General features: G+C 27.5%; 3 protein-coding genes, 1 tRNA gene and 1 other annotated feature. Of the genes, 2 read left to right on the top strand and 2 right to left on the bottom strand.

All coding sequences use genetic code 11. The annotated features are described in order from the left end of the window. Positions 1–461: 461 nt before the first annotated feature. Together AC07E4_RS07400 and AC07E4_RS07395 are read left to right on the top strand one after the other, a co-directional pair. Positions 462–1,283: a 4Fe-4S binding protein gene (locus AC07E4_RS07400; protein ID WP_034439817.1), complete on the top strand. Its 822-nt coding sequence runs from the start codon at positions 462–464 to the stop codon at positions 1,281–1,283. 135 nt (positions 1,284–1,418) lie between these two features. Continuing rightward, the gene (locus tag AC07E4_RS07395; RefSeq protein WP_034439818.1) at positions 1,419–3,077 is read left to right on the top strand and encodes a glutamine--tRNA ligase/YqeY domain fusion protein; all 1,659 of its coding nucleotides are present in this window, start codon (positions 1,419–1,421) and stop codon (positions 3,075–3,077) included. 40 nt (positions 3,078–3,117) lie between these two features. Here AC07E4_RS07395 and gltX read toward each other — a convergent pair whose 3' ends face one another. Together gltX and AC07E4_RS07385 are read right to left on the bottom strand one after the other, a co-directional pair. Then, on the bottom strand, positions 3,118–4,776 hold the full coding sequence (gene gltX / locus AC07E4_RS07390) for a glutamate--tRNA ligase (RefSeq protein WP_430830877.1): 1,659 nt from the start codon (positions 4,774–4,776) through the stop codon (positions 3,118–3,120). Positions 4,777–4,830: 54 nt separating this feature from the next. Further along, positions 4,831–5,059, bottom strand: a binding site (T-box leader). Between the two features lie 334 nt (positions 5,060–5,393). Beyond that, positions 5,394–5,468, bottom strand: a tRNA-Asn gene (locus tag AC07E4_RS07385). Positions 5,469–5,496: the final 28 nt, after the last annotated feature.

Below are 5,496 nucleotides of genomic sequence, written 5' to 3'. Positions count from 1 at the left end.
GTCAATTTTACATCTTTCGATGTGATCTTCTAATTGATTAGAATCTCAATGAATTAACTGGTTTTACCTATATATTATCTGTTTAATTTTCAAAGACCAATTTGTTACTTTTTTGTCAGTCTTTAACGACTGCTTATTTATAATATCATTTTGTGTTTTTATTGTCAATAACTTTTTTAAGTTATCTTTTCAAAACACTGCACTGCTTTCTTCCAACATTTTGTTGATGTCTTGCAGCGACAAGATTTATTATATTAATATTTTGCTTACTACATAATTATTCTTTCACCTATTTTATAAAATTATTCATCATTTGCTCTATTTTTCTTCTTTTTTATTCTAATTCCATTTACTGACACACTAGGTATAGTTTTTGTTATTTCAAATAACTTCCTTAGCAAAATTCTCTATATTTATAGTATATTTTTAATACATTATTATATTTAAGGAGATTTACTTTTATGAAAACATTAAAATCTAATGGAGTTTTTAAACAATCTATACCTGGACTTTATTCTATTCGTGTAATAAGCGATGGTGGAAATTTATCTTGTTCAAAAATTGGATTTTTAAACCATGTAGCTGAATTTTATGGAAATGGTTATGTAACAATATGTTCTCGTGGTTGTTTAGAGATTCCATCTATAAAAGAAGAAAACTTAGATACAGTTTTAAATCTTTTAAATGATAAAGATTTAAGAACTACTGTAACTGGTAGGTTAGTTCACCCTGTAACTTCATGTAGGGGTACGGTCTGTAGAAATGGTACGATAGATACTCAAGGTTTAGCAAATACACTACAACTTAATTTATTAGGCCTTACACTTCCTAATAAAATCAATATTGGTGTTATAGGTTGTTCTAATAACTGTTTAAAATCCCAAAACAATGAAATCTATGTGCGACCTTATACTAAAGTTTCTATAAATTCTTCAAATTGTTCTTCTTGTGGACAATGTATAAAGAAATGTAAATTTAATGCACTAACTTTAAATAATTCTAAAAAAATAACTTTAGACACTACTTTATGCACTCAATGTGGTAAATGTATAAATTCGTGCTTATTCAATTCATTATGTTCTGATAAAGTATATTACAAGATTTTTGTTAAAAATTCAGATACTCATCTAAATTCTTATAAAGAACTTTCTATTAAGTTATCTGAAGATGAATTAGTAACAAAAATAAAAACTATATTAGACTACTATATAGCTAACTCAATAGATAATGAATCGTTTGCATCTTTCGTTCAGCGTTTATTTGAAAATATAAATACACTTTAAATATCTTGTTTCATTGTTAACTCTTTATTTTTTCTTATTATTAGGTTAAAATTAAATGTAATAGTAAAAAATTAAAATATACTACAAAATTTATATATAAGTATTTAAATAAATTAATAGCGAGGTATTTATATTATGTCAAAAGAAATTAATACATCTAATTTTGTTAAAAACATAGTAGTGGAAGATTTAAAAAGTGGTAAGCACAAAGAAATTTTAACTCGTTTTCCACCAGAACCAAATGGATATTTACATATTGGTCATGCAAAATCAATAGTTTTAAATTTTGAATTAGCTGATGAATTTAAAGGTAAAACTAACCTAAGATTCGATGATACTAATCCAACTAAAGAGGATACTGAGTATGTTGAATCTATTAAAGAGGACGTAAAATGGCTAGGTTTCGATTGGGATAACCTTTATTTTGCATCTGATTACTTTGATGAAATGTATAAAAGAGCAATACTTTTAATAAAAAAAGGAAAAGCTTATGTATGTGATTTAACTCCAGAAGAAATGAGAGAATACAGAGGAACATTAACTGAACCTGGAAAAGAAAGTCCGTACAGAAATAGATCTATAGAAGAAAATTTAGATTTATTAGAAAGAATGAAAAACGGTGAATTTAAAGATGGAGAAAAAGTTTTAAGAGCTAAAATAGATATGTCTTCTCCTAACATTAATATGAGAGATCCTATATTATATAGAATATCTCATGCTACTCACCATAATACTGGTGATAAATGGTGCATATATCCAATGTATGATTTTGCTCACCCATTAGAAGATGCTATAGAAGGTATTACTCATTCTATATGTACTTTAGAATTTGAAGACCACAGACCTCTTTATGATTGGGTTGTTAGAGAATGTGAAATGGATTCAACTCCTCAACAAATTGAATTTGCTAGATTAAATATAACTAACACAGTTATGAGTAAAAGAAAACTTAAAATGTTAGTTGATGAACATGTTGTTGATGGATGGGATGACCCAAGAATGCCAACTGTTGCAGGTCTAAGAAGAAAAGGATATACACCTGAATCTATAAGAAATTTCTGTAAAGCAATTGGTGTTGCAAAAGCAGCTTCAACTGTAGATTCTCAAATGCTTGAATATTTTATAAGAGAAGACTTAAATCCAAAAGCACCAAGAGCAATGGCTGTTTTAAAACCTTTAAAATTAGTTATAACTAATTATCCAGAAGGACAAATTGAAATGTTAGACATTGAAAATAATCCTGATGATGAAAATGCAGGTGTTAGACAAGTGCCATTTTCAAGAGAATTATATATAGAGCAAGAAGACTTCATGGAAAATCCACCTAAAAAGTATTTTAGACTATTCCCTGGTAATGAAGTAAGATTAAAAGGTGCATATTTTGTAAAATGCAATGAAGTTATAAAAGATGAAGATGGAAATGTTACTGAAATTCATTGTACTTATGATCCAGAAACTAAGAGTGGTACTGGATTTACAGGTAGAAAAGTAAAAGGTACTATTCACTGGGTAGATGCTAGTGCTGCTATTCCTTGTGAGTTCAGACTATTTGAACCTTTAATCTTAGACAATGAAGACGATGAAGATAAACATTTCTTAGAACAAGTAAATCCTAATTCTTTAGAAGTCTTAAATGGATTTATTGAACCTAGTGTAAAAGATGCTAAATCTAATGATAAATATCAATTATTTAGACATGGATATTTTAATGTAGATTCAAAATTAACTACAGATGATAAATTAGTCTTTAATAGAATTGTTTCATTAAAGAGCTCATTTAAATTAAATAAATAGAAAATAAAGGACTAACAAATGAATTTGTTAGTCCTTCTTATTATAAATTTATAAATTCAGTAAATCTACTTCTAACTAGTTTTTCTCCCATTATTTGCATTATAGTGTATAAATCTGGTGTATTAGCTCTATGAGTTAATGCAGCTCTAACAGAACCAGCTACATCTGATACCATTCCTTTATATGCTTCTGGGTCCTTTTTAAATGCTTTTCTATCAGTAGCATATCCAAGTTCTACTGCTACTGCTTTTAAGTCTTCAAACCAAGTATCTTTATCTGTATTAAAATTATAAGCTTTAGCATATGCTTCTATTATTCTTTTAGCTTCTTCTAATTCTACATTTTTAGGCAATTCTACATTTTCTTTACCATCATTTTTAAATAAATCATCAAAGAAATAGAATATTTTTTCTTTTACGTCATTCCATTTAGCAAAATCTTTTCTAGGTTTAGGGCCTTCTTTATCTATATTAAATATTTCTTTAGCCAGTTTTTCATTAGCTGTTACTAATTTATACATTTCTTCATCATATTGTTTAGCCCATTTGATGTAATAATCATAAACAACATCTGCTTTTAATCTACAAATTACATTTTTACTTACATCATTTAATTTAACTATATCAAATAATGCTCCACTTTTACTCATTTTATCTAATGAAACTTCAAAGTTATGATAATCTTCAGTTGGGTTCTCTTCTCTCCACTCTTCAAATGTTGAATTTATTATATTTAATAAGTATTCTATAACAGATATCATAGGATATCCTTCTTCATCATAGTAACTTACTGCACTTTCTGCATCTTTTCTTTTAGAAAGTTTTCTTTTAGAACCTCCATCTTGTTTCATAATAGTTGGAGTATGTGCATATTCAGGTCTTTTGAATCCAAGTATATCAAATAATTGAACATGTATTGGAAGTGATGAAAGCCATTCTTCTCCTCTTATTACAGTTGTTGTTCCCATTAAAGCATCATCTATTGCATGTGCAAAGTGATATGTTGGAAGCCCATCTGATTTTACTATAACTATATCTTGATTACTTTCTGGAAATGATATATCTCCCTTTATTAAATCATGAAACTCTATTCTATTTTCTGAATTTCCTGGTGATTTTAATCTTATTATATATCTTTCACCATTGTTTATTCTTTTTATTGCTTCTTCTTCTGATAAGTTTCTGCAACTTGCAAACTCCCCATAATATCCTGGAGTTAACTTATCAGCTATTTGCTTTTCTCTTAATTTTTCTAAGTCTTCTGATGTACAAAAACAAGGATATGCTAATCCTTTAGCTATTAATTCTTTAGCAAAAGTTTTATATATTTCTCCTCTTTCACTTTGTTTGTATGGACCATAATCACCTTTTGAACTATTATCACCTGTCATACCTTCTGTGAAATCTAGTCCAAATTTATGCATTGTATTTATTGTATCTTCTATTGCACCTTCAACTTCTCTTTTTTGATCAGTGTCTTCTATTCTTAAATAAAATACTCCACCACTTTGAGTTGCAATTCTTTCATCTATTAATGCTGAAAATACTCCACCAATATGTTGAAATCCTGTTGGACTTGGAGCATATCTAGTTACCTTTGCTCCTTCTTTAAGATTTCTTTTTGGATACTTATTAATATAATAATCTGGTGTATTTTCAATACTTGGGAAAATTGTATTTGCTAATTGTTGAAATTTCATATTATCTCTATCCTTTCAGTAATTTATTTTAATAAAAAAAACCTTTCATCCTAAAATTAGGACGAAAGGTTATACTTCCGCGTTACCACCTACATTGACTAAATTTAATTTAGTCCACTCAACTCTTTATAAGGGAAGATTCCCACAAACTTACTCCATAATTAATTATCTTTCAGTTTATAGCTCCAGAGCTTCTTTTCTAAATCATAATTTACTAAAATCCCACCATCTTTAGCTCTCTTTAAAATATCTGAATTATACTTTTCTCTTTCAACGCTTATTATTAAATTCTTATTTAATTATATATTGGTATTACAATATTGTAAACATCTATTTAATATTTTTACCTATATATCTTTTTTAATTCAAATATATATAATTTTTATAACAAAAAATCCTATGTTCACGTGATTTTGCCATAAATTTAAATTATTAATTAATTTTTCAATTAACTTTAGAGTAATAATTTCTCTCTTAGTTTATTGAATTTATTTACAATACCTATAATTAATTTTCACTTTCAATTTTTTACGTTGTATATTCTATAAATTAAATTCGTTTCAAATTCATATAAAATAAAAAAAGAAGTAGACTATCTACTTCTCTAATATTCAATATGGCTCCGCGAAAAGGATTCGAACCTTCAACCTATCGGTTAACAGCCGAGTGCTCCACCGTTGAGCTATCGCGGAATATTTCCAAGTTTCCTTGGTTATACCT

Source organism: Clostridium amazonense, from assembly GCF_056431285.1.
The sequence above is the reverse complement of the archived record's forward strand: the minus strand, read 5'-3'. Positions and strand labels throughout refer to the sequence as shown.